Raw genomic sequence first — 23710 nt, forward strand, 5'->3', positions numbered from 1 at the left:
TATGTATGAACAATGGATAATTGCGTTATTAGTCGCACCTTTAGTCATCGCTTTTGAAAGCTTTGCACTACGCGGAACAAAAAATCGGACAGTTTGTACCGCATTCCATATTACTGGGTTAATTTTGATGTTGTTCTTTTCCGTACAAGTCATTTCTGGCGTGTTGGAAAAAGGCAGTATCAGTGCATTTAACAACTGGGTGTATGTTGATAGTCTTTCTGCCATTTTCTTAGGCTTAATTGCTGTCGTGGGTTCACTTGCTGGGGTGTATTCCATCGGTTATGTGAACACAGAATTGGAAGAAGGACATATTGATTTTAAAACCTATGCTCATTACCACGGTTTCTTACACTTATTCTTCTTTACGATGATTGTGTCAGTTATCACCAATAACTTGATTTTAATGTGGGTTGCCATTGAAGCGACAACATTAAGCTCCGCGTTTTTGGTCGGTACTTACAAACAAAAAACATCCCTTGAAGCCGCGTGGAAATATATCATCATCTGTTCTGTGGGCGTTGCTTTCGGTTTATACGGCACACTTTTAACCTTTGCTAATGCAAATGGCGTGCTTGCCGATCCAAGCCAAGCAATTTTTTGGTCAGCAGTGAATCAACAAGCCACTGGTTTAAACCCAATGTTGATGTATATCGCATTCGCTTTCGTATTGATTGGTTTCGGCACGAAGTGCGGTCTATTTCCAATGCATACTTGGTTATCAGACGCACATAGTGAGGCACCAAGCCCAGTGAGTGCAATTTTATCAGCGGTGTTATTAAACTGTGCAATGCTTGTGGTGTTGCGTTACTACACATTGGTTTCAAAAGCGGTTGGCGCAGAATTTCCACAAACTTTAATGTTGATCTTTGGTTTACTTTCAGTGCTTGTGGCGGCGTTATTTATCATCGTGCAATTTGATATTAAACGTTTGCTTGCTTACTCAAGTATCGAAAATATGGGCTTAATCAGCTTTGCTTTCGGTCTTGGTGGCCCAATTGGAGTATTTGCAGGTTTACTTCACACTATCAACCACAGCCTTGCGAAAACCTTATTATTCTGTGCATCGGGTAATATTCTATTGAAATATAAAACCCGTGATATGAATCAAGTGCGTGGATTATGGCGTGTTGCACCAGTGAGTGCGGTGCTTTTCGCTGGTGGTGCGTTGGCATTAGGTGGTATCCCTCCATTTAACGTATTTGTGAGTGAATTTAGTGTTGTGGTCGCAGGGATTACAGCGGGTAAAACTTGGTTAGTTATTTTATGCTTAATTTTGCTTACTATCGTGCTTGCAGGACTTGCTTTGATGTTATTAAAAACGGTGCTTGGCAAACAACCTGATAATGTGGAAGCAGGCGAAGTCAGTAAAGTCTCTTTGGCGGCAATGGCCATACTATTGTTGTTAATGTTTGTAATGGGTATCCATATTGCAGAGCCAATCTTGCAGTTACTAAAAAGTGCGGTAGGAATTGTGCTTGGATCTGAACATGTGTCCTTTGGCGATATGCTAGTTTTACCTTGGCAAAGTTTAGCGAAATGATCGACAACTGGGGGAAAAAATGGAATTAACTAAAAATACATCGGTCGATCCGGTAAAAATGCTCGGCAAAAATTATATTGAAGCCGTTAATGCAAAATTTCCGAATACCATTTTAGATGAGGAGTGGTCTACACCGAATCAAGTAACTTTAACAGTGAAAACGAATATGTTACCTGATGTGGTGGAATATCTTTACTATCAACATGAAGGCTGGTTGCCATTAGTTTTTGGTAACGATGAACGTTCAATTCATGGTCATTATGCTGTTTATTACGTGCTTTCTATGGAGGGTGTCGTCAAAACTTTTGTGACCATTAAAGCACTCGTGGATCCTGTTACACTGGAATTTCCTTCCGTGACACCGAAAGTCAAAGCGGCGGTGTGGGGCGAACGTGAATTATTTGATATGTACGGTTTAAAAGCCGTCGGTCTTCCCGATCAACGTCGTTTAGTGTTACCAGATGACTGGCCAGATGATCTTTACCCATTACGTAAAGATTCTATGGACTACCGTTTGCGTCCCGATCCAACTACGGCAACGGAAACCTATGAATTTATTAACGAAAAAGGCGAAGCGCGTATTGTGCCTATCGGCCCTCTCCATATTACATCTGATGAACCAGGACACTTCCGTTTATTTGTCGATGGGGAAGATATTATTGATGCGGACTATCGTTTATTCTATGTACACCGTGGTATGGAAAAATTGGCAGAAACCCGAATGGATTACGATCAAGTCAATTTCTTGGCTGACCGTGTGTGCGGTATCTGCGGTTTTACCCATAGTGTTGCTTATGCTAACTCAGTCGAAAATGCGTTAGGTATTCAAATTCCTGAACGTGCACAATGGATTCGTGCAATTTTGTTGGAAGTTGAACGCTTACACAGTCATTTATTGAACTTAGGTTTATCTAGCCACTTTACTGGTTTTGATACAGGCTTTATGCAATTCTTCCGTGTTCGGGAAAAATCGATGACACTTGCGGAAGTGCTTACTGGTGCACGTAAAACCTATGGTATCAACTTAATCGGTGGTGTACGCCGTGATATGTTGAAACACCAACGTGAACAATGCATTAAGCTTATTGCAGAAATGCGTGAAGAGCTTAAAACTTTGGTAGATATTTTACTCAATACGCCAAATATGGAACAACGTACTGTGGGCGTAGGAGTGCTTGATCGTCAAGTCGCGCGTGATTTCAGCCCAGTCGGACCGATGATTCGAGGTTCCGGCTTCGCACGTGATGTGCGTAAAATTAACCCCTTCTCTGGCTATGGCGATGTACCATTCAATATGTTCACCGAACAAGGTGGCGATGTGATTTCTCGTGTAAAAGTGCGGGTAAATGAAGTATTTGAATCCATGAATATCATTGATTATATGGTAGATAACTTGCCTACTGGTGCGATTATCACTGAAGGTTTCAATTACACCCCAGGACGTTTTGCCTTAGGTATCACGGAAGCACCGCGTGGTGAAGACATTCACTGGTCAATGCTTGGTGATAACCAAAAATTATATCGCTGGCGTTGTCGTGCAGCAACTTATGCAAACTGGCCAACTTTACGTTATATGTTGCGTGGCAATACAGTATCAGATGCTCCGCTTATCATTGGTAGCCTTGACCCTTGCTATTCTTGTACTGACCGTGTGACTGTGGTGGATGTACGTAAACGCAAAGCACAAACGGTTTCTTACAAAGAAATCGAACGCTACGGCATTGAACGTAAAAATTCACCATTAAAATAGGGGGCGCACAATGTTTAAATTACTTAAAACCGTATTAAATGCGGGGGATGTTACCACTAAATATCCGTTTAAACCCTATGAAGTTGATCCTGATTTCCGTGGTAAACCAGAACTGAATTCTGATCAATGTATTGTTTGTGCAGCCTGTACAATGGCATGTCCAGCTAATGCGCTTACCATGCGTACTGATCCAGAAACAGGCGAACGTACTTGGTCATTATTTTTAGGTCGCTGCATTTTCTGTGGCCGTTGTGAAGAAGTTTGCCCAACAAAAGCGATTCGTTTAAGCCAAGATTTTGAATTATCAGTCAGCAATAAACAGGATCTTTATCAAGAAACAACTTTTACTACCACGATTTGTCATCAATGTGGTCAACCTTTTGTTTCTCATAAAGAACTCAATTATGCCGTGGATTTATTCAAACAAACATTGGATAACGATGAACTGGTAAAACATAAATTAGCGGTGCTCAACACTTGCCCAACCTGTAAACGCCAAAACAGTTTGGAAAAAACCGCCGATATGGAATCCAATATGCGCGTGAAATTGGCGTTATTTGATCACGTTAGGGAGATTGCAAGATGAACACACAAATCCCAATGCCCGTGAATGGTATTTCAACGCCATTTAGTGTGGATGAAAACATTGCGAAAATGAAACAAACTTTGTTGAAAAAGATTCAACGTTCCGCTTATGTTTACCGTGTTGACTGTGGTGGTTGTAATGGTTGTGAAATTGAAATTTTTAGTACCATTACACCAACCTTTGACGCTGAACGTTTCGGGATTAAGGTTGTTGCATCACCTCGCCATGCGGATATTTTATTATTTACTGGCGCGGTAACTCGTGCAATGCGTACACCTGCAATGCGTGCTTATCAAGCTGCACCCGATCCAAAAATCTGTATTTCCTATGGTGCCTGCGGTTGTGGTGGCGGTATTTTCCATGACTTGTACTGCGTGTGGGGCGGTAGCGATCAAATTGTGCCAATTGATGTGTATATTCCTGGTTGTCCTCCAACTCCAGCTGCGACTATTTATGGTTTTGCAATGGCACTTGGTTTACTTGATCAAAAACTCAAAGGTAAACAAGAAATTGCCGATCCTAATGCTGAGGCTAAATTACGTTTCCCTAATATTCCATTAGATTTACGCGTGGAATTAGAACGTGAAGCACGTCGTTTAGCGGGCTATCGACAAGGTGGAGACATTGCTAATCAATTTATGAGTATGATGTCTGAAAAAGATCAGGTTCCATTTGGTGTTCGTCTTGGCGAATTTTTGGAACGTGAAGCGGATCCTCGTTTGAGTGAAATCGTAAATCGATTACATGCAATTAGTATGCCGTTTTCGGGATAGTCTAACGATTGCTAAATAAACTAATAGCTCCGTTTTGATTTCTGCCAAATCTCCCCTTACCCCTCTTTGCTAAAGAGAGGAATAAGAGCGGTTGATTTCAATCTAGTTTTCTGCATTAACAACAGAAAATTAAAATGAGAGAGAAGATACTTTCTTGCTAAAGAAGAATCTTCTCTTTAGCAAAGAGAGGAATAAGAGCGGTCAATTTCAATCTAGTTTTTTGTATTAACAACAGAAAATTAAAATGAGAGAGAAGATACTTTCTTGCTAAAGAAGAATTCCCTCTTTAACTAAGAGAGGAATAAGAGCGGTTGATTTCAATCTAGTTTTTTGTATTAATAAGAGAAAACTAAAATGAGAGCAAGATACTTTCTTGCTAAGAAGAATCCTCTCTTTAGCAAAGAGAGGAATAAGAGCGGTTGATTTCAATCTAGTTTTTTGTATTAACAACAGAAAACTAAAATGAGAGAGAATTACTTTATTGCTAAAGAGAAATCCCCCTCTTTAGCAAAGAGGGGGAAGGGGAGATTTGGCAGTATTGATTAGCGAAGAAATTACTTTACAAGTTTTATAGGATGTACCATGACAACCCAAGTTTTTTTCTATTTACTCAATGAGCGTTTTGTTGAAAACGATGAGCAAGTTCCAGAGCAAGCCAAGCAAGTAATGTATTATTCCCTTGCGATTGGTCACCACGTTGGAGTAATTGACTGCTTTAAAAAATTGCTAATTTGTGATTATGCAGATTATCAACGTTTTGTAGATACCTTCCCTGAAGGCGATGCAAAACGTAAATTTGCGGGCTTAATGAAATTTGGCGAAATTGTGATTGATTCGAGTCATGTGAATTTATTGGCTAAGGCACTTGATGAAAATCGAGCTAATTTTTCGACTGAACATCAAAAATGGGTCGATATTTTAATGGACACGCTTGCTTCCATCCAGCGTGAACCTGTGATGTATATTATGGTGAAACGTCGTGATGAATGAAAATGTAATCCTAACTGTTGGTAACACAATGATGGGCGATGACGGCGCAGGCCCTTATCTTGCCCAGCTTTGTGCTGAAAATCCATTGCCAAATTGGACCACACTTGATGGCGGTTCCGCGCCGGAAAATCTTGTGCATCAGATCCGTGCCATGAAACCAAAGCGTTTAATTATCTTTGATGCAACAGAAATGGAATTGCCCGTTGGCAAAATTCGTATTATCGACAAAGAACTTATCGCCGAAATGTTCTTCGTCAGCACGCATAATTTGCCACTTAATTTTTTAATTGAGCAATTAGAGGAAGATATTCCTGAGGTTATTTTTATTGGTATTCAACCCGATCTTGTTTCTTTTGGTTTTCCGATGAGTGAAGCTGTAAAAAGTGCGGTGGAGTTTTTCTATGGATTTCTAAAAGAGGATGGTTCGTTAAACGAAATTGCAAGATTATAAAGTACATCTCAACGAAAGTGGGAATTTCACAAATATTGTTGAAATTCCCACAATTCTTAAAGATCATTGTCTAGCATTTTAATTTAATTAAACATAGCTGAAATTGACTCTTCATTACTAATACGACGGATAGCTTCAGCAAGCATTGCAGACAGAGTAAGTACGCGTACGCGACCTAATGCTTTGATTTCCTCAGAAAGTGGGATTGTATCTGTTACAACGATTTCATCAATAGCGCCACTAGCCAAATTTTTCGCTGCAGCACCAGAGAATACAGCATGAGTCGCATAAGCAAATACGCGTTTTGCACCACGTTCTTTTAATGCTTCAGCTGCTTTGCAAAGCGTACCGCCTGTATCGATCATATCATCGACAAGAATACAATCACGACCTGCTACATCACCAATAATATGCATTACTTGTGCTACGTTTGCACGTGGACGGCGCTTGTCAATAATAGCCATATCAGTATCGTTTAATAATTTAGCTACCGCACGAGCGCGAACAACACCACCAATATCTGGAGAAACAACAATTGGATTTTCAAGATCAGATTTTTTCAAAATATCGTGAATTAAAACTGGAGAACCAAATACGTTGTCCACAGGGACATCAAAGAAGCCTTGGATTTGTTCTGCGTGTAGGTCGCAGGTTAATACGCGGTCAATACCAACAGTTGAAAGTAAATCTGCCACAACTTTAGCGGTAATAGGTACACGTGCTGATCGTACGCGACGATCTTGTCGAGCATAACCAAAGTAGGGAACAACAGCCGTGATACGACCTGCAGATGCACGACGTAATGCATCTACCATCACAATCAATTCCATCAAGTTATCATTAGTTGGCGCACAAGTTGATTGGATGATAAATACATCCGCACCACGCACATTTTCATTAATTTGAACTTGGATTTCACCATCACTGAAACGGCCAACAGTGGCATCGCCTAGTGAAATATATAAACGTTCAGAAATATGTTTTGCAAGTTCTGGTGTTGCATTACCCGCGAAGAGTTTAATGTCAGGCATTTTATAAAACCTCAGGTTTAGATTGTCGATGAGTATGAATTGGTGATAGCTGCTTCAACATTGCGTGCAAGGGAGAAACATTGAGCCCTTTAGCGATAAAGCCAAAAAATTCTTCTGGTTTTTCTCTAAATACCGCTTGTGCCTCTGCTTCATGATCAAATTCAGCAAAAACACATGCTCCCGTTCCTGTTAATCTTGCCGGCGCATATTGTAGCAACCAGTTTAGCGCTTTTTCAACGTTTGAATAATGATTTATCACAACTTTTTCGCAATCGTTTACATAAGTCCCGCTCAAAAGTTGTTCTAGAGATTTTTTCGGTGTATTACGTGGTAAATTTGGATCTTGAAATATGACAGCAGTCGATATTGAATCATCGGGTTTTAATACAACAAACCATTTTTCAGCAGGTTCACAATAAGTGATTTTTTCCCCGACACCTTCAGCAAAAGCAGCGTGTCCATGTACAAATATTGGCACATCAGCGCCTAGTGTTAATCCTAATTTTGCCAGTTCATCAATAGATAAATTAGCTTGCCATAAATAATTTAAAGCGACCAATGCGGTTGCTGCATTAGATGAACCACCACCGACACCGCCTCCCATTGGAAGAATTTTATCTAAATGAATATTTGCACCCAATTGAATATTGGCTTTTTCTTGTAAAAGTTTTGCAGCCCGATAAATTAGATTATCTTCCGTTTTTAGATTTGGAATTTCAGGCGTTAAAACAATTTGATTGTCTTCTTCACGGATACTCATTTCTAACCAATCGCCAAAATCTAAAAATTGGAAAAGGGTTTGTAATTCATGATAGCCGTTCGGCAATTTTCCGTTGATATAAAGAAATAAATTCAGCTTGGCTGGGCTAGGGAAGCGCAATGGCTTCCCATTTGATTGTGTTGTATTTTGACAAAGTGCGGTAGAAAATTGATGTGATTTCATTAATGTATTCATTAGTAAATCCACTCATCTACGCGAATTTTTAGAGTTTGTTTCGTGCTGTCATTTTTTAGCAGAATATTTTCAGGCATCGAATTATTTGAGTGATAGGTTAGATAATCTGCTGTCCATTGAGAACCATCCACATGATAAGTAAATGCGCCAAGTAAATGGTTGGTACCGACTTGATAATCCGCATTCATTGCCGGTTGACCTTTTAACCAATAAGCTAAATGCTCTAACGGCACATCCATTCCAATGATTTCTTGTAATAATAGTTTCGCATCGGCAGCAGATTGTTGATTGCCGTTGTTATCGGAAATTGTCATCCCACTTTGATGCATTTGAATCCAAAGGGTAGATTTACTGATTAAAGAATAGAGTTTAAGCGTATAAGATTTCGGATTTTGGTATTGCCATTCAAAGCGACTAGAAAAACGTTCTGTTGGACTGATATAACCAATTTGTCCTTTAGCTTGATAGGATTGAATTTTTTGAATCTTTTGTAGATGCTGTTGCCATGTGGCATCCGTTTTATCGATGTATTGTACGTTAACTGGACGTTCAGCATCCATTGTACAGGCTGTAAGTATGTTGGTTACAAAAAGTGCGGTGAGAAATTTAAACGTTTTCATATTATTCATCAAGTTAATAAGCTCGCGTATTTTAAGGATTTAGTTGAATTGAGTAAAGTTACTTTTATTTGTTAATTTTTTGGGTAATTTGCTTTTGTTTGTTTAACCGCTAAGATTCTTCGTTTCGTCAATTCATTTCTGATTTCTTGTTTCTCAAATCCATCTGCAATAACTTGCTGGACATCTACTTCATTTGCCGCTTGTAATAATTGATTGATATAGTCTATTTGTGGATAGTCTTTATTTTCAAAACCTGTTCTACCTCGAGTATCAGCTAGACATACTTGTAGAAATTCTTGAAAGCGTTGAGGTTTTCTCCACACATCAAAACGATTAAACAGCGTTATGACGGTTTCAGCTCGAAGCTCAAAGGCCTTGTGAATATGCGTATGAAATTCACAAGTTAGTTCTGCAAGCTCTTGAAAATAACTTGGGACTTTCAAGCGTTTGCACAATGATCTAGTCGGTTTTATGCCAGCTTGTTCATGCCCATAATGATGGGGAAGAATATTTTTAGGTGTAAGAGCCTTGCCAAGATCATGACAAATTGCGGCAAAACGAACCGCACTTTTATTTAGGATAGGGTTATTTTCAGTCAAATTAACCGCTTGTTCTAATACCAACATGGTATGAATAAAACTATCTACTTCTGGATGATGTTTTACTGGATTTGGCACGCCATAAAGGGCATCGATTTCAGGAAATAAAACTCTTAATGCGCCTGTTTTATGTAAGGTTTCAAAATAAATTTCAGGATTTTTTTCGTTTAAGGCTTTTTCTGTTTCTAACCAAACTCGTTCCGCCGTGAGATGTTGTAATTCTCCCGATTGGGCAAGTTCTGCCATTAGAGATAGCGTTTCCGATGCGATTTTAAAACCGAGAGAATGATAACGGGCTGTAAAGCGTGCCACACGCAGTACACGTAAAGGATCTTCTGAAAAAGCGGGAGAAATATGGCGTAAAATTCGATTTTCTAAATCTTGTTTTCCGCTATAAGGATCGATCATTTCACCGTCTTCGCTTTGAGCCATAGCGTTAATAGTGAGATCTCGTCGAATTAAATCTTGTTCTAATGTAATTGTTGGGGAGAAATCACAAATAAAGCCAGTATAACCTGCGCTAGATTTACGTTCTGTTCGGGCAAGTGCATATTCTTCTTTTGTTTTAGGATTGAGAAAAACCGGAAAATCTTTGCCTACTTGTTGATAACCGAGAGAGAGTAGTGTTGCGGGGGTTGCGCCTACCACAATCCAATCACGATCTTTTACCGGTAAACCCAATAATTGATCGCGAACAGCCCCACCAACCAAATAAACTTTCATTCGTGATTATGCCCAACCATCACGACGGCGACGCTTGGGTAAAACATAAGGAATAAGCAAGCCGAAGAGTAAGCCTACGCCCAACACTGAACCGCCATAAATAAACCATTGGATCGCAATTTCTCGTTTACCTGCATCAAGCATCGCTTCTAAATCACGATTTTTATTTTTGGTCATTTCAAGTTCACGTTTCAATTGTGAATTTTGCTCTAAAAGATCCGCACTTTGTTGCTCAGCTTGTTTGGTTCGACGTTGCATTTCGACAGTACGTTGTTGCCAATCGCCATCTAAACGACTAAGTTTTAAGGTTAATTCTTGGACTTGAGCTTTTAATTTTGGATTTTCTTCTTTACTACTTGGCGTGTTGCTTAAGTCTGAATTTAAAATCCAAGCTTCACGATTTTTATTGTCGCGAATGAGTGTGTATTTGCCTTGGCGATCTAATACATTCACTGCTTCGCCAGCTTGAATTGAACCTGCAATTTTAAATTGTTCACCAGCACCGCGGCGTAAGAAGGTACTGAGATTTTCAGTAACATATTGCGTTTCTGCATGAGCAGTTGCAATACCTGTACCAAGTAAGGCGCAAGATAAAAGTGTATTGTAGATTTTTTTCATGCTTTCTCCTTAAAAATAAAAACAACAAAAGTGCGGCTGAATAAACCGCACTTTTTGTTGCAATAAATTAATTAAACACCGCACGCAGTAAATAGAAGATAATAATTGCGAAGAATGCGCCGGCTGGTAACGTGATTATCCAAGAACTAATGATGTTTCGGATAACCGTTAAATTGAGTGCTGCGATACCGCGAGCAAAACCGATACCTAAAATTGCCCCAACAAGTGTTTGTGTTGTTGAGATTGGCAAACCTGTACCGGATGCAACTACAACGGTCATCGCGGTGGCAAATTGAGCAGCAAAGCCACGGCTTGGGGTTAAATCGGTGATCCCAGATCCAACAGTCGCCATTACTTTTTGTCCCATAGTAATTAAGCCCACAGCAATGCCTAATGCACCTAGTGGTAAAATCCACCAAGTTAAGGCTCCGCCTGAAACAATTTTACCGCCTTGTTCTACGATTGATACCACCGCTGAAAGTGGGCCAATTGCATTGGCTACATCATTCGAACCGTGAGCGAAAGCCATCGCACAGGCTGTTAATAACATTAAAATACTGAAGACTTTTTCTACCGCACCAAAAGTCCCTTTGCTTGCAGATTGAGTGAATGTTTTGCTTTTAAAGTAGAAATGGAAAAACAGCATGCCTACAAGGCTAATGACAAGTGAAATGACTAAAGTTTCTTTATTGGAAAGATTTAAACCAACATGTTTTAAACCTTTTGTCATGGTTACGATACACAGTACAAATACGGTTATCCCCATGTAATAAGGACCATATTTTTGTGCATTTTTCAGTGGATGTTCGGTATCAAAAATAAGCTTTTGCGTACTTGCAAAGATTGCATAGGCGAGAATACCTGCAATGACAGGCGTGATGAACCAGCTACCAACGATGCTACCAATATTTGACCAATCTACTGCGCCAGGGCCAATCGTAATGCATGCAAATCCAATAATTGCACCGATAATAGTATGAGTACCAGAAACCGGCCAGCCCATTTTCGTTGCGATAAATAACCAAGCGCCAGATGCAAATAAAGCAGAAAGCATACCCAGTGCTAAAATATCTGGCGTATCAACAAATTGCATTGGATCGATTACGCCACTTTTAATGGTTTCTGTTACTTCACCACCAGCTAGATATGCGCCAGCGGATTCAAAAATTAACGCGATAATAATTGCTTGTTTGGCTGTTACAGTACCGGATCCTACGGATGTCCCCATTGAGTTTGAAACATCATTGGCTCCAATACCGAAAGCCATAAAAAAGCCGAAGGCTGCTGTAATCCACACCAACCATGAACCATATTGACTAATAACTTCCATAGTTAATTTCCTATGTTTTGTTGATTATGAACGCGCCAGCATTAATTCAATGCGTGAGCCAACACGTTGTGCTTGGTCAGCTAGTACGCCAACCCATTCAATAATTTTATATAAGAACATCACATCAATTGGATTATAACGGCTTTCTATGGTATAAAGCATTTTACGCAATTTGATCTGCATTTGGTCGGTATCATCTTCAATTGCATCGAGTTCTTGAATCATATCGTTAACTAATTTTAGTTCGCGGCCTTTAAAACCGGTTTCTAAAAGTTGATCCATTTCTTCGATTACTCGATGAGCTTGATGAATGGCATCTAAACTACGTTTGACGTAATGTAAGAATTCTTCCTGCATTTCTTCAGGAATACCAAATTGACGCCCAATCATACGCCCTGCAATATCTTTAGCAAAATTTGCTAATTTATCTTGTTGCGTGACTAATTCTAAGAGATCAGTACGATCGATAGGTAAGAATAAACCACGTGGCAATTTCAAACGAATCTCACGTTTCAAGCTATCCGCTTCACGTTCACGCTGAGAGATTTCTAAGCGTTTTTCTTCCGCTTTTTCCCAATCCTTTGAGAAGGTGGTTTCAAAAAAAGGAATTAAAAGATCGCTACATTCAGTGACTTTTTCCGAATGCTTTTGCAATGGTTTTAAAGGCGAATGGGCAAATAATCCGAGAATATTATTCATTGCCATAAGTGATTTACTCCATAAGGGGTTAAAAATTCGTGCGCATATTACCCGATTTTTGTTGATATTTAAAATTTTTCAAAAAAATTTGTAAGAAAAAAGGTTTATCTTCGACTAACTAAATAACTGGGTAATATTTCCTAGTGTGGTAAGATAAGTGACTCAATACACTTTTCGCTTTAAAAGCGAGAAAATTTGAAAGGTAAAAAGTGAAGGATTGTAAGATGCAAGGTATCAGCAGCAGCGTGAGTTTATTGATTTTACGCTTTTTTCTTGCGTGGGAATTTTTAGAGGCAGGGTTAGAAAAATGGAATGGTCAAAATTGGTTTACTGAAATACAAGATCGTTTTCCTTTTCCGTTTAATCTTATTCCTGCTGATATTAATTGGCACGTTGCAATGGGGTCGGAATTAATTCTCCCTTTTTTGCTAATATTCGGAGTACTAACTCGTTTTAGTGCATTAGGTTTAACGATTTTAATCTCTGTTGCGTGGTATAGTATTCATGCTGATTCAGGTTATAACGTTTGTGATAATGGTTATAAATTACCATTAATTTATGTGGTAACTTTATTAATCTTAATTACGCAGGGAGCAGGGAAACTCTCTTTAGACACGCTTATTAAGAAGGTTTATCCAACTAAAAGCTGGTTGAAATTCCTCTAACTATATATTCAAGAGCAAACTCTAGGAGACTTAAATGAAAAAATTATCCACTTTAGCCGCATTAGCTGGAGCATTAACGATGACAGTAGCTACTGCTACGCACGCTGAATCAAAATCAAGCAGTACGGATAAAGCTGCAACACCTTGTGTAGGTGATAAATGTGTGAAAACAAAAGCTGCAGAAGGTAAATGCGGAGAAGGCAAATGTGGTGCAAACGAAACGAAAGCCGCAGAAGGTAAATGTGGTGAAGGTAAATGCGGCTCTAAATAATCGTATTTTAATCTAGATGCCATACATAACACTGGTGTAAATTTACACCAGTGTTGTATTAAAAGGAGTAAATAATTATGTTACAAGGTGCAGGATTAGGGTATCGTCGAGATTTAGCGGATGATTTTTTGAATTTATCATCAAATAATGCGATTCAGTTTATGGAAGTTGCTCCAGAAAATTGGGTAAAAATGGGAGGAGCTGCTCGTTATAAATTTGATCAAGCCGCTGAAAGATATCCACTTGCGGTACACGGACTATCACTTTCATTAGGCGGGCAAGCACCACTTGATCGCGAGTTATTAAAAAATACTAAAGCATTAATGACTCAATATAATTCGACATTTTTTTCTGAACATTTGAGTTATTGTGAATGTGAAGGGCATTTATATGATTTATTACCTATGCCATTTACTGAAGAAGCTGTAAAACACGTAGCACAGAGAATCCGCTATGTGCAAGATTTTTTAGGATTACAAATTTCATTAGAAAACACCTCTTATTATTTACACTCTCCCACCAGCACAATGAATGAAGTAGAATTTTTAAATGCTATTGCACAAGAAGCGGATTGTGGTATTCATTTAGATGTGAATAATATTTATGTAAATGGCGTCAATCACGGTTTACTTGATCCTTATGTTTTTTTAGATCAAGTGGATGTGAAACGTGTCAATTACATTCATATTGCAGGACATGATGAAGAACATTCTGCCGCACAAGTTGTGGAGGGGTTAGAACGAGAATCATTTAATAAAATAAAAGGGGCATATCGCTATTTACCAGAGTTATTAATTGATACGCACGGTGAGGCAGTAAAAGGTACTGTCTGGGATTTATTAGAATATGCCTATCAACGACTACCTGTCATTCCGCCAACATTATTAGAGCGTGATTTCAATTTCCCTCCATTTGCAGAACTTTATGCTGAAGTTGAACATATAGCACAACTACAGCAAAAATATGCTCAAAAAGAGGTAATATCCTATGCAGCCTAAACTTTCGCTTATTGAAACACAAAAAGCACTTGCTACAGCAGTTCGATTGGCTCATGCTCAACCTTTAAATGGTTATGCTCCGAATCGCATCGCTGTTTATGCTCGCTTAGTTCGAAATAACATCTTTGGTTTTATTGACCGCTGTTTTGTTGAAGCACCTAAACACGTTTCTGCTGAGAGTTGGTCTCAGACAAAAGAAACGTTTGTATTAACAGGAAAATCACATTCGCCTTATTTTCAAGATATTGCAGGAGAATTTCTTTTATTTTGTCAAGAAAAAGAGAGTTTTGACGCCAATATACTGGCATTGATGGATTTTGAAAATACACAATTACTTGCAGAAGTTTCTTTAGCAAAAGTACCTGAAAAATTTGAGTGGAATAAGCATAGCGTAATGCAGTTATCTGATGCAGCTTATTTAAAAAGCTATGAAGTCGATTTTTTATCAAGCGATTTTAAACAATTTGATGAAAACCCTATGCAAGCTGTTATATGGCGGGATAGCGATTTTAATATTCTGCAACAACGCTTATCTGAACTTGACTTTTGGCTATTAAGTTATATACAAGAACAACCTTCATCTTTAGAAGAGGTATTATCTGCCTTAAATACTGTAGTTGAAGATAGCACCCCCTTAATTCCATTATTGGAAAACACTTGGGTGAATTGGATTAATGCTGAAGTGCTTTATCCGAAAGAGGGATAAATTTTGTATAGAAAAACTCAGAAAATGTTAGATAGGTGAAAAAGATGACTTTTTCACCTAATTTTTTCTTGGTTAGTATTTTCCATATATTATCTAAATCTTTTTAATATAGATTCGAGAACAGTCCGAATCATATTCTCCGCTTAAATGAAATCTTTCAGTTATAAATCTAAACATTTGATTTCCAATTTATTCAATTTCATATAATGAAAATTTTTCACATAATTTTTGAATGAACCTTTCATTTATAATTTCCTATATTTTAATTATAGGAAAATACTGCACAATAAATATAAATTAATTTATAGCTGTTTAATATGTAAAGTAAAACACCACAAAAACCTTGATTTATCTATTTTTATCTGTATATTTGAACAGTTTTAAGTTGAAGGGAGTATAATTTTATGAGTAATGAAATTGAAATTAAATTAGCGGTATCTGACCAAGCGTTTAATGAATTAGAAGAACATTTAAAAAACTTTACTTGTTTAGTGCATAAAAAACAGTTTCTGAGCAATACTTATTATGATTATCCTGATCATTTCCTTGCTAAACAAAAGATGGGATTACGTATTCGTCAAGAAGATCAAGAACTTACATTAACTCTTAAAACTAACGGCGAAGTTGTTGGTGGATTGCATAGTCGCCCAGAATATAATTTACCATTAACCGAAAAAGAAACGCCAACCAATGCCCAATTAAGAGAACTTTATCCTTTTGAACAATTACCTAGTTCTACACTACAACCTATTTTCTCCACAGATTTTAACCGCACTTTTTGGTTAGTTGAATTTCAACAATCCAAAATTGAAGTGGCGTTCGATCAAGGTAAAATTCTTGCAGGCGAATCTGAGCAACCTATTTGTGAAATTGAGTTTGAATTGAAATCTGGCAATGTGGAGGATCTTTTTGATTTTGTAGAAACCTTGCCTTTCGAAAGAGATATTTATTTTAGTAGTGCAAGTAAAGCGAAGCGTGGTTATTTGCTGGGCTCGAAACAATTTTTAACAGATTGGTTAAATAAATGGCGTGATTTCTTAAAAGAAGAACGAGAAGAAAGTGCGGTAGATTTTTGTGCAAAATTTAATTCCGTGTTGAAAATGGAACAGAAACTTTTGGAAGAAACCTTATCCTTTTCTCCCGCACTTTTTAGCCAAGATTTTATGAAAACAGTGGAGCGAGTTGGGGCATTTTTTAATCTTTATCATTATTATGATGAAAATGGAAAAATCCTAGAAGCGGTGGCAACAGAGAAACAAAAAGAAATGTTCTTACCAACTTTATTAGAAAGCAATCAAACAATCTTTGCTGAAATCCGTGATTTAATTCGTTTTCATAGTGAAACGAAAGACAATGAAAAAACTATTGAAAAATTGACTGCACTTTTGAAAAGTCGAGTTTATTTTGAGCGAATGATCAAATTAATGAGATTCTCGGCATAATGCGAATCAACCGTGCAAATGGGTAAGCTATACTTCTAGGCATTATGTACGCTTGTCCTGAACAATATAATGATATTTAGCCGTAGGTATATGAATACTCGGTTAAAGGATGAGAAGGATAAAAAATGGCTAAAGCCCCGAAAACAGCTTATGTATGTAACGATTGTGGTGCGGAGTTTTCTCGTTGGCAAGGGCAATGCTCGGCTTGTAAAGCGTGGAATACAATTACGGAAGTGCGGTTAATTTCCACGGCAAAATCAAAAAATGATCGTTTTAGTGGCTATGCGGGTGAAACTCAAGCAAAAATTCAAACGCTCTCTGAAATTAGTTTGCAAGAAACACCTCGTTTTTCCAGTGGCTTTAATGAATTAGATCGGGTTCTGGGCGGCGGGATCGTACCGGGTAGTGCGATTTTAATTGGTGGACATCCTGGTGCAGGGAAAAGTACCTTGTTATTACAAGTCATGTGTGGTTTAGCGAAAAATATGACCGCACTTTATGTAACGGGAGAGGAATCGTTACAACAGGTTGCGATGCGTGCTAGTCGATTGGGATTGCCAAACGATCAATTAAAAATGTTGTCAGAAACCTCTGTGGAACAGATTTGTAATTTGGCGGATCAGTTAAAACCGCAAATTATAGTGGTGGATTCGATCCAAGTAATGCATTTGGCAGATATTCAATCATCACCAGGAAGTGTAGCGCAAGTGCGTGAATGTGCTTCTTTCCTCACTCGTTATGCGAAAACCCGCCAAGTCGCCATTATTATGGTGGGGCATGTAACGAAAGACGGAACCCTTGCTGGGCCGAAAGTGTTAGAGCATGCGATTGACTGTTCATTACTATTAGAAGGCGAAGCCGATTCTCGCTATCGTACTTTGCGTGGCCATAAAAACCGTTTTGGTGCGGTGAATGAATTAGGCGTATTTGGTATGACCGAGCAAGGTTTGCGAGAAGTAAAAAATCCATCGGCGATCTTTTTAAGTCGAGGGGATGAGATTACATCAGGCAGTTCCGTTATGGTACTTTGGGAAGGAACTCGTCCTCTTTTAGTTGAAATTCAAGCCTTGGTGGATCATTCAATGTTAGCGAATCCTCGTCGTGTTGCGGTGGGATTAGAGCAAAATCGCTTAGCACTATTATTGGCGGTGTTACACCGACATGGGGGCTTACAAATGGCTGATCAAGATGTCTTTGTCAATGTTGTTGGTGGTGTAAAAGTGGGTGAAACAAGTGCGGATTTGGCTTTGTTGTTGGCGTTAATTTCAAGTTTCCGTAATCTCCCCTTGCCACAAGATTTAGTGATTTTTGGTGAGGTGGGATTAGCGGGAGAAATTCGCCCAGTACCAAGTGGACAAGAACGTATTAGTGAAGCGGCAAAGCATGGCTTTAAACGCGCGATTGTTCCTTTTGGTAACAAGCCGAAAAGTGCGGTCGAAAATATGCAAGTTTTTACGGTGAAGAAACTTGCTGATGCACTAGCCGTGTTGGATAATTTATAAATAATTCCATTAGAGATAATTAATCGCCTCAATGGAAATGAATTATCTAATTCCGTTGTACTGAAAACATTAGCAAAATTTGTTAAAATAAACATACTTTTTATTCAAAGAAAAATAAGAAAATGGAAAAAAAACTGAATAAAGCGCTGGATGCGATTGATATAAAAATTCTTAATGAATTACAACGCAACGGTAAAATTTCTAATATTGATTTGTCGAAAAAAGTAGGGCTTTCACCTACGCCTTGTTTAGAACGTGTGAAACGTTTAGAAAAACAAGGTGTCATTATGGGATACCGAGCCCTACTCAATCCAGAATTATTAGATGCGCCATTACTCGTAATTGTTGAAATCACTTTAGTACGTGGTAAGCCAGATGTATTTGAAGAATTTAATGCGGCAATTCAAGAGTTAGATGAAATTCAAGAATGCCACTTAGTGTCGGGTGATTTTGATTATCTTCTAAAAACTCGAGTTGCTGATATGGCAGAGTATCGTAAATTGCTTGGCTCAACTTTATTGCGCTTACCAGGTGTAAATGATACGCGCACTTATGTGGTGATGGAAGAAGTAAAACAAACTAATTATCTTGTATTGAAATAATAAACTATATGATTAAACGAATTACAGAACGCTTTACACCAAGACAGTATTTAGCTGAATTATTATTGGCATTAACCGCACTTTTTGGACTTTATTTAATTATTGCTTGGTCTAGTTATACACCTTTAGATAATTCTTGGGCAACTGCTGCATCTCATGATGGAACAATTAACAAGGCTGGAGCATTCGGTGCTTGGGTAATTGATCTCCTTTTTGTCTTTTTCGGATATGTTGCACATATTTTTCCTTTTGCTACGTTTTTAGTACCAGTTTATCTATTAAAAATTAAAGCGGTTAAACAGCTTTCATGTACGCGAATTATTTTACGTAGTTTTGGTTTTTTTACTTTAATCATCGGTCTTTGTGTGATGAGCATGTTGCTTTTATCAAGTAATTCTTTTTATTTGAGTGGCGGTGTGCTCGGTGGTTCACTTGTAGTAAATTGGATTTATCCTGTACTCGGTAAATTAGGTGCAATATTAATTGGGCTGGTCTTTGCTGTCATTGGATTCATTTTTTGTTCTGGTGCCTCATTTATTCGATTGCTTGTGACGTTTTATCATTGGCTTACTATGAAAAATGAACAAACTGAAGATGTTAAACAAGATGAATCTGGAGAGGAATTAGAGCAAATTTTGATTCAGAAACCAGATTTTATTCAAAATATGATATTGCCAGAAGTTGCGGAACAAAATGAACATAATCCAAAACTTGTGGAAGATAAGAATGATAGTGAGCTTGGAGAAAACGAAAAGTTATCTAATGAGCAAATGATAAATATTAGTGGATTAACACAAAATATCTCTATTCAAACAGATTATAACGAACTTAATTCACAAAATATTGATGAACAATTTATTTCTGATTTAGGTATGGAAAAATTGCCTAGTGTTCATATTTCAAATGAATTAAATCATCAAATGCCGAATGAAAATGATTTTGTCCCAGTGTGGATTAATAATAAAAAAGAAAAGGGACAGTTGAATAAATCAGAAAATGAAATAAGTGCGGATAATTTTTCAGAAATTTCTTTACTACAAGATGATGAAATCCCAACGGTTTCCTTGCGTGAAGGTTTAGCGCAGCAGAATGATGAAGAAAATAATTTTTCACACCTTGCTGAAGAATTTGCAGCTCGTGAAGCAGTACGTTTTGCTCAAGCTGATGAACAAGTTCGTTTAGCAGATAATAATTCAGAAATGATGGTTTCTTTACAGAATGAAGTGACTGAAGAACAAGTTAAAGCCACAGAAAATACACCTCATTATCAAGGTTATAGTGGTTCACTAATTCATCCTGCATTCCAACAGCAAACAACTAAACGTGAAAAGCCTAGTACACCGTTACCAAGTTTAGATTTATTATCAAAACATCCAGCAGTGGAACAAAATATTACGCAAGAAGAAGTTTTTGAAACGTCCCAACGTATAGAGCAACAATTACGTAATTTTAATGTGAAAGCGACTGTAAAAGATGTGCTTGTTGGCCCTGTTGTTACGCGTTATGAATTAGAATTACAACCTGGGGTGAAAGCGTCAAAAGTAACGAGTATTGATACCGATTTGGCGCGTGCATTAATGTTCCGTTCGATTCGTGTGGCAGAGGCTATTCCTGGCAAGCCTTATATTGGTATTGAAACACCTAATCTTCATCGTCAAATGGTGCCATTACGTGATGTGTTAGATAGTAGCGAATTCCGTGATACTCATGCTACTTTGCCAATGGCTTTAGGTAAAGATATTAGCGGAAAGGCTGTGATTGTTGATTTAGCGAAAATGCCACATTTGTTGGTAGCAGGTTCAACAGGATCAGGTAAGTCTGTTGGAGTGAATACGATGATCTTAAGTTTACTTTATCGTGTTCAACCAGAAGATGTGAAATTCATTATGATCGATCCTAAAGTCGTCGAACTTTCCGTTTATAATGATATTCCGCACTTGCTAACGCCTGTTGTAACAGATATGAAAAAAGCCGCTAATGCGTTGCGTTGGTGTGTAGATGAAATGGAACGCCGTTATCAGTTGCTTTCTGCGCTACGTGTACGCAATATTGAAGGCTTTAACGAAAAAATCGATGAATACGAAGCAATGGGAATGCCTATTCCAAATCCAATTTGGCGACCTGGTGATACAATGGATGCAATGCCACCTGCATTAAAAAAATTGAGTTATATTGTGGTTATTGTCGATGAGTTTGCTGATTTAATGATGGTGGCGGGTAAGCAAATCGAGGAACTCATTGCTCGCTTGGCACAAAAAGCACGAGCTATTGGTATCCATTTAATTTTGGCGACACAACGTCCTTCTGTCGATGTGATTACAGGTTTAATTAAAGCGAATATCCCAAGTCGTATTGCCTTTACCGTTGCAAGTAAAATTGACTCACGTACTATTCTTGATCAAGGTGGGGCAGAGGCTCTTTTAGGTCGTGGTGATATGCTTTATTCGGGGCAAGGTTCATCGGATTTGGTGCGTGTTCATGGTGCCTTTATGAGTGATGATGAAGTTATTCGTATTGCGGATGATTGGCGAGCACGTGGTAAACCTGATTATATCGATGGCATTTTAGAAAGTGCCGACGATGAGGAAAGCACAGAAAAAGGAATATCAAGCGGTGGAGAACTAGATCCACTCTTTGATGAAGTAATGGATTTTGTTATTAATACCGGTACAACTTCAGTATCTTCTATTCAACGTAAATTCAGCGTAGGCTTTAACCGAGCTGCTCGTATTATGGATCAAATGGAAGAACAAGGAATTGTTAGCCCAATGCAAAATGGTAAGCGTGAGATTTTATCGCGTCGTCCGGACTACTAATTTAAAAGGAAAGTAAAATGAAAAAAACAACGTTAAAATTTGCCTCACTTGCTTTACTTGGTTTGAGTAATTTGGCATTGGCTGATTCGGCAAGTGAATTGCAAATGCGTTTAGCTAAAGTCGATGTATTAAGTGCAGAATTTGTGCAAACAGTGACTTCTGGAAGTGGCAAAAATGTTCAACAGGGAAGTGGCAAACTTCAAATTAAACGCCCAAATTTATTCCGTATGGATACTAAAACCCCTCAAGAAACCCAGATTATTTCTGATGGTAAAACCTTATGGTTCTACGATCCATTTGTGCAACAAGTAACAGCACAATGGGTGAAAGATGCGGTAAATAACACTCCTTTCGTGTTGCTTACAAGTAATGATAAAAGCCATTGGGATCAATATTCGGTTATGCAACAAGTGGATACTTTTGTATTGAAACCTAAATCTTCAAAAAGTAATATCAAGCAATTTGATATTCGCGTCGATGCCAATGGCGTATTAAGAAATTTCAGTACGACAGAGAAAGATGGGCAAACCAATCTTTATGTTTTACGTAATATTACGAATCAAACCTTGTCTGATAGCTTGTTCCAATTCAAGCCAGAAAAAGGTGTGGAAGTGGATGACCAACGTAAAAAATAACAAATGATTATTTTAAATAAGGGCGTAGAAATACGCCCTTCAATTTTGTGAGAAATAAAAATGTCTAACCTCAATTTTGATTTTGCCGAAAATGATTTCCGTCCACTGGCAGCCAAGATGCGTCCAACGAATCTAGAGCAATATTTTGGGCAAACTCATCTTATTGGTGAAGGTAAGCCGCTGCGTAAAGCGATTCAAGCTGGACATATTCATTCTATGATTTTCTGGGGGCCACCAGGTACAGGAAAAACAACACTCGCAGAAATTATAGCGCAACGTATTAATGCAGAAGTTGAGCGAATTTCTGCGGTGACGAGTGGTATCAAAGAAATTCGTGAAGCCATTGACCGTGCAAAACAAAATCGTCTTGCGGATCGTAAAACTATTTTATTTGTGGATGAAGTCCATCGTTTTAATAAAAGCCAGCAAGATGCTTTTCTGCCACATATTGAAGACGGAACTGTTATTTTTATTGGGGCGACAACAGAAAATCCCTCTTTTGAGCTAAATAATGCGTTGCTTTCTCGTGCCCGAGTGTATGTGCTGAAATCACTCACCACGGCTGAAATTGAACAAGTTTTGCAGCAGGCTGTAGAAGATCCTGAACGAGGATTGGGTAAAGAGCGGTTAATTTTAGAAGAGAATTTACTACAAGTGCTTGCCGAATATGTTAATGGGGATGCGCGATTAGCCTTGAATTGCCTCGAATTAATGGTGGATATGGCGGATGAAACAGAAAATGGAAAGAAAATTGACCGCACTTTATTAAAAGAAGTTTTAGGCGAACGTCAAGCGAGATTTGATAAACAAGGCGATCGTTTCTATGATTTAATTTCTGCGCTACATAAATCTGTTCGAGGTTCTGCACCAGATGCTGCATTGTATTGGTATGCACGAATTTTAACAGCGGGTGGAGACCCTTTATATGTTGCGCGCCGATTACTTGCCATTGCTTCAGAAGATGTGGGAAATGCAGATCCTCGCGCTATGCAAGTCGCATTGGCTGCTTGGGATTGCTTTACTCGCGTGGGGGCTTATGAAGGGGAACGAGCCATTGCCCAAGCCATTATCTATCTTGCGGTAGCGCCAAAAAGTAATGCGGTCTATACTGCATTTAACACTGCGAAACAGCAAGCGAAAGATTTTCCAGATTACGATGTTCCACCACATTTATGCAATGCGCCGACTAATTTAATGAAAGAGCTTGGCTATGGTGCTGAATATCGTTATGCCCACGATGAACCTAACGCTTATGCAGCAGGTGAAAATTATTTCCCGCCTGAATTAAAGGACACTCAATATTATTTTCCGACGAATAGAGGTATGGAAATTCAGATTAAGGAAAAATTAGAACGATTACGTGAGCAAGATAAAAGTGCGGTGAAAAAACGGTATAAATAATCTTTAT

At 38.3% G+C, this 23710-nt stretch carries 23 protein-coding genes; 16 read left to right on the top strand and 7 right to left on the bottom strand.

Going from position 1 to position 23710, the window contains the following annotated elements; translation table 11 throughout:
• Nucleotide 1 precedes the first annotated feature (1 nt).
• The 6 genes from KP713_RS00380 to hycI all read left to right on the top strand — a co-directional run bounded on the left by KP713_RS00380 (nt 2) and on the right by hycI (nt 6090).
• On the top strand, nt 2-1540 hold the full coding sequence (locus tag KP713_RS00380; protein ID WP_140527722.1) for a hydrogenase 4 subunit F: 1539 nt from the start codon (nt 2-4) through the stop codon (nt 1538-1540).
• Between the two features lie 19 nt (nt 1541-1559).
• The gene (locus KP713_RS00385; RefSeq protein ID WP_215769525.1) at nt 1560-3290 is read left to right on the top strand and encodes a hydrogenase large subunit; all 1731 of its coding nucleotides are present in this window, start codon (nt 1560-1562) and stop codon (nt 3288-3290) included.
• Between the two features lie 10 nt (nt 3291-3300).
• Entirely contained in the window at nt 3301-3876 is a 576-nt protein-coding gene (locus tag KP713_RS00390) for a formate hydrogenlyase complex iron-sulfur subunit (protein ID WP_005626087.1), read from the top strand.
• Entirely contained in the window at nt 3873-4649 is a 777-nt protein-coding gene (locus tag KP713_RS00395; protein ID WP_065246297.1) for an NADH-quinone oxidoreductase subunit B family protein, read from the top strand. The genes KP713_RS00390 and KP713_RS00395 overlap by 4 nt, the downstream gene beginning before the upstream one ends.
• 582 nt (nt 4650-5231) lie before the next feature.
• Nucleotides 5232-5639, top strand: a complete 408-nt coding sequence (locus tag KP713_RS00400) for a formate hydrogenlyase maturation HycH family protein (protein ID WP_215769526.1) — start codon at nt 5232-5234, stop codon at nt 5637-5639.
• Nucleotides 5632-6090, top strand: a complete 459-nt coding sequence (hycI, locus tag KP713_RS00405) for a hydrogenase maturation peptidase HycI (protein ID WP_215769527.1) — start codon at nt 5632-5634, stop codon at nt 6088-6090. Before KP713_RS00400 ends, hycI begins: the two co-directional genes overlap by 8 nt.
• An 83-nt stretch (nt 6091-6173) precedes the next feature.
• On the opposite strand, the gene KP713_RS00410 is transcribed toward hycI, so the two are convergent.
• The 7 genes from KP713_RS00410 to KP713_RS00440 all read right to left on the bottom strand — a co-directional run bounded on the left by KP713_RS00410 (nt 6174) and on the right by KP713_RS00440 (nt 12671).
• Nucleotides 6174-7121 carry a ribose-phosphate pyrophosphokinase gene (locus KP713_RS00410; protein ID WP_048953587.1) on the bottom strand — a complete coding sequence of 316 codons (948 nt, stop codon included), beginning with the start codon at nt 7119-7121 and terminating at the stop codon, nt 6174-6176.
• Between the two features lies 1 nt (nt 7122).
• Nucleotides 7123-8064: a 4-(cytidine 5'-diphospho)-2-C-methyl-D-erythritol kinase gene (gene ispE / locus KP713_RS00415; protein ID WP_215769890.1), complete on the bottom strand. Its 942-nt coding sequence runs from the start codon at nt 8062-8064 to the stop codon at nt 7123-7125.
• Between the two features lie 11 nt (nt 8065-8075).
• Nucleotides 8076-8696 carry a lipoprotein insertase outer membrane protein LolB gene (gene lolB / locus KP713_RS00420; protein WP_288144754.1) on the bottom strand — a complete coding sequence of 207 codons (621 nt, stop codon included), beginning with the start codon at nt 8694-8696 and terminating at the stop codon, nt 8076-8078.
• A 71-nt stretch (nt 8697-8767) separates the two neighbouring features.
• Nucleotides 8768-10018: a multifunctional CCA addition/repair protein gene (locus KP713_RS00425; RefSeq protein WP_215769529.1), complete on the bottom strand. Its 1251-nt coding sequence runs from the start codon at nt 10016-10018 to the stop codon at nt 8768-8770.
• 6 nt (nt 10019-10024) lie between these two features.
• Nucleotides 10025-10636 carry a TIGR04211 family SH3 domain-containing protein gene (locus tag KP713_RS00430; protein WP_005641802.1) on the bottom strand — a complete coding sequence of 204 codons (612 nt, stop codon included), beginning with the start codon at nt 10634-10636 and terminating at the stop codon, nt 10025-10027.
• A gap of 67 nt (nt 10637-10703) precedes the next feature.
• On the bottom strand, nt 10704-11966 hold the full coding sequence (locus tag KP713_RS00435; RefSeq protein WP_118856286.1) for an inorganic phosphate transporter: 1263 nt from the start codon (nt 11964-11966) through the stop codon (nt 10704-10706).
• A 24-nt stretch (nt 11967-11990) separates the two neighbouring features.
• Nucleotides 11991-12671 (bottom strand): TIGR00153 family protein, encoded by a 681-nt coding sequence (locus KP713_RS00440; protein ID WP_005638079.1) that lies wholly within the window; start codon nt 12669-12671, stop codon nt 11991-11993.
• Between the two features lie 218 nt (nt 12672-12889).
• On the opposite strand from KP713_RS00440, the gene KP713_RS00445 reads away from it, so the two are divergent.
• The 10 genes from KP713_RS00445 (at nt 12890) to KP713_RS00490 (ending at nt 23703) form a co-directional block, all read left to right on the top strand.
• The gene (locus tag KP713_RS00445; RefSeq protein WP_081278329.1) at nt 12890-13330 is read left to right on the top strand and encodes an HvfX family Cu-binding RiPP maturation protein; all 441 of its coding nucleotides are present in this window, start codon (nt 12890-12892) and stop codon (nt 13328-13330) included.
• Nucleotides 13331-13364: 34 nt separating this feature from the next.
• Nucleotides 13365-13601: an oxazolone/thioamide-modified RiPP metallophore HvfA gene (gene hvfA, locus KP713_RS00450; protein ID WP_204714063.1), complete on the top strand. Its 237-nt coding sequence runs from the start codon at nt 13365-13367 to the stop codon at nt 13599-13601.
• Nucleotides 13602-13678: 77 nt separating this feature from the next.
• Nucleotides 13679-14599: an HvfB family MNIO-type RiPP peptide maturase gene (locus KP713_RS00455; RefSeq protein WP_215769530.1), complete on the top strand. Its 921-nt coding sequence runs from the start codon at nt 13679-13681 to the stop codon at nt 14597-14599.
• Complete coding sequence (locus KP713_RS00460; RefSeq protein WP_215769531.1) at nt 14589-15305, top strand: HvfC family RiPP maturation protein; 717 nt, start codon at nt 14589-14591, stop codon at nt 15303-15305. The genes KP713_RS00455 and KP713_RS00460 overlap by 11 nt, the downstream gene beginning before the upstream one ends.
• 404 nt (nt 15306-15709) lie before the next feature.
• On the top strand, nt 15710-16747 hold the full coding sequence (locus KP713_RS00465) for a CYTH domain-containing protein (protein ID WP_215769532.1): 1038 nt from the start codon (nt 15710-15712) through the stop codon (nt 16745-16747).
• A gap of 125 nt (nt 16748-16872) precedes the next feature.
• On the top strand, nt 16873-18249 hold the full coding sequence (gene radA, locus KP713_RS00470) for a DNA repair protein RadA (RefSeq protein WP_215769533.1): 1377 nt from the start codon (nt 16873-16875) through the stop codon (nt 18247-18249).
• Between the two features lie 122 nt (nt 18250-18371).
• Nucleotides 18372-18851 carry a leucine-responsive transcriptional regulator Lrp gene (lrp, locus tag KP713_RS00475; RefSeq protein WP_048953599.1) on the top strand — a complete coding sequence of 160 codons (480 nt, stop codon included), beginning with the start codon at nt 18372-18374 and terminating at the stop codon, nt 18849-18851.
• Between the two features lie 8 nt (nt 18852-18859).
• A complete protein-coding gene (locus KP713_RS00480) occupies nt 18860-21667 on the top strand; it encodes a DNA translocase FtsK (protein ID WP_215769534.1) in 2808 nt (935 codons plus the stop codon).
• Between the two features lie 17 nt (nt 21668-21684).
• On the top strand, nt 21685-22302 hold the full coding sequence (lolA, locus tag KP713_RS00485) for an outer membrane lipoprotein periplasmic chaperone LolA (protein WP_215769535.1): 618 nt from the start codon (nt 21685-21687) through the stop codon (nt 22300-22302).
• Between the two features lie 60 nt (nt 22303-22362).
• The gene (locus tag KP713_RS00490; RefSeq protein WP_215769536.1) at nt 22363-23703 is read left to right on the top strand and encodes a replication-associated recombination protein A; all 1341 of its coding nucleotides are present in this window, start codon (nt 22363-22365) and stop codon (nt 23701-23703) included.
• Nucleotides 23704-23710: the final 7 nt, after the last annotated feature.

This window comes from Haemophilus sp. SZY H36 (assembly GCF_018829625.1).
In the GTDB taxonomy this organism is placed as follows: domain Bacteria; phylum Pseudomonadota; class Gammaproteobacteria; order Enterobacterales; family Pasteurellaceae; genus Haemophilus; species Haemophilus haemolyticus_K.

Coding starts and splice junctions, on each gene's coding strand:
- KP713_RS00465 (WP_215769532.1), top strand. CDS start 15,710: ATGAGTAATGAAATTGAAATTAAATTAGCGGTATCTGACCAAGCGTTT.
- lolB (WP_288144754.1), bottom strand. CDS start 8,696: ATGAAAACGTTTAAATTTCTCACCGCACTTTTTGTAACCAACATACTT.
- KP713_RS00410 (WP_048953587.1), bottom strand. CDS start 7,121: ATGCCTGACATTAAACTCTTCGCGGGTAATGCAACACCAGAACTTGCA.
- KP713_RS00380 (WP_140527722.1), top strand. CDS start 2: ATGTATGAACAATGGATAATTGCGTTATTAGTCGCACCTTTAGTCATC.
- KP713_RS00460 (WP_215769531.1), top strand. CDS start 14,589: ATGCAGCCTAAACTTTCGCTTATTGAAACACAAAAAGCACTTGCTACA.
- hvfA (WP_204714063.1), top strand. CDS start 13,365: ATGAAAAAATTATCCACTTTAGCCGCATTAGCTGGAGCATTAACGATG.
- KP713_RS00455 (WP_215769530.1), top strand. CDS start 13,679: ATGTTACAAGGTGCAGGATTAGGGTATCGTCGAGATTTAGCGGATGAT.
- radA (WP_215769533.1), top strand. CDS start 16,873: ATGGCTAAAGCCCCGAAAACAGCTTATGTATGTAACGATTGTGGTGCG.
- KP713_RS00445 (WP_081278329.1), top strand. CDS start 12,890: ATGCAAGGTATCAGCAGCAGCGTGAGTTTATTGATTTTACGCTTTTTT.
- KP713_RS00490 (WP_215769536.1), top strand. CDS start 22,363: ATGTCTAACCTCAATTTTGATTTTGCCGAAAATGATTTCCGTCCACTG.
- KP713_RS00440 (WP_005638079.1), bottom strand. CDS start 12,671: ATGGCAATGAATAATATTCTCGGATTATTTGCCCATTCGCCTTTAAAA.
- KP713_RS00400 (WP_215769526.1), top strand. CDS start 5,232: ATGACAACCCAAGTTTTTTTCTATTTACTCAATGAGCGTTTTGTTGAA.
- KP713_RS00480 (WP_215769534.1), top strand. CDS start 18,860: ATGATTAAACGAATTACAGAACGCTTTACACCAAGACAGTATTTAGCT.
- lolA (WP_215769535.1), top strand. CDS start 21,685: ATGAAAAAAACAACGTTAAAATTTGCCTCACTTGCTTTACTTGGTTTG.
- KP713_RS00395 (WP_065246297.1), top strand. CDS start 3,873: ATGAACACACAAATCCCAATGCCCGTGAATGGTATTTCAACGCCATTT.
- KP713_RS00425 (WP_215769529.1), bottom strand. CDS start 10,018: ATGAAAGTTTATTTGGTTGGTGGGGCTGTTCGCGATCAATTATTGGGT.
- KP713_RS00435 (WP_118856286.1), bottom strand. CDS start 11,966: ATGGAAGTTATTAGTCAATATGGTTCATGGTTGGTGTGGATTACAGCA.
- KP713_RS00385 (WP_215769525.1), top strand. CDS start 1,560: ATGGAATTAACTAAAAATACATCGGTCGATCCGGTAAAAATGCTCGGC.
- KP713_RS00390 (WP_005626087.1), top strand. CDS start 3,301: ATGTTTAAATTACTTAAAACCGTATTAAATGCGGGGGATGTTACCACT.
- ispE (WP_215769890.1), bottom strand. CDS start 8,064: ATGAAATCACATCAATTTTCTACCGCACTTTGTCAAAATACAACACAA.
- lrp (WP_048953599.1), top strand. CDS start 18,372: ATGGAAAAAAAACTGAATAAAGCGCTGGATGCGATTGATATAAAAATT.
- hycI (WP_215769527.1), top strand. CDS start 5,632: ATGAATGAAAATGTAATCCTAACTGTTGGTAACACAATGATGGGCGAT.
- KP713_RS00430 (WP_005641802.1), bottom strand. CDS start 10,636: ATGAAAAAAATCTACAATACACTTTTATCTTGCGCCTTACTTGGTACA.